Origin of the sequence: Paraburkholderia sp. JHI2823, assembly GCF_038900695.1 — a bacterium.
Taxonomy (GTDB): domain Bacteria; phylum Pseudomonadota; class Gammaproteobacteria; order Burkholderiales; family Burkholderiaceae; genus Paraburkholderia; species Paraburkholderia mimosarum.
This window is the reverse complement of the sequence record NZ_JAYMRY010000225.1, coordinates 1-473: the sequence shown is the minus strand read 5'-3', so window position 1 is coordinate 473 and position 473 is coordinate 1. Positions and strand designations below refer to the sequence as shown.

The window sequence follows — 473 nt, the reverse complement described above, 5'->3', positions numbered from 1 at the left end:
GAAATGAACCTGTCGCCGGCGGTCAAGGTGCCGTTGCTCGCCACCGGCAATGCGGAGCGCCTTCGCACGTTCGCGCCTTACGCTCAAGCGCTGGCGCGTCTGTCCGAAGTGCAGATCATCGCCGACGAGGCCGCGCTCGACGCCCAGGCGGATGGCGCGCCGATTGCTATCGTAGGAACCGACAAGCTTGTGTTGAAGGTCGAAATCGACGCTGCGGTCGAACGCGAACGGCTGTCGAAAGAGATCACGCGGTTGAGCGCCGAAATCGTCAAATGCAACGGCAAGCTGCAGAATCAGGCGTTCGTTGCGAAGGCGCCGGCGGCGGTCGTGGAACAGGAACAGAAACGCCTTGCCGAGTTCGAAGCCACCGTCGGTAAGCTGAAAGCCCAATTGGCCCGCTTGCCGGCCTGATCGACGCGCCCGCCCACCTCAAAGGCGGGCAAGGATTTAACCAGAGGACTCAGGGTATTCAC

The 473-nt window shown here is 62.2% G+C and carries 1 pseudogene; it reads left to right on the top strand.

The window, feature by feature from the left end:
* Nucleotides 1–411, top strand: a pseudogene (locus VSR34_RS38405) (valine--tRNA ligase); the annotation flags it as partial.
* Between the last annotated feature and the right edge of the window lie 62 nt (nt 412–473).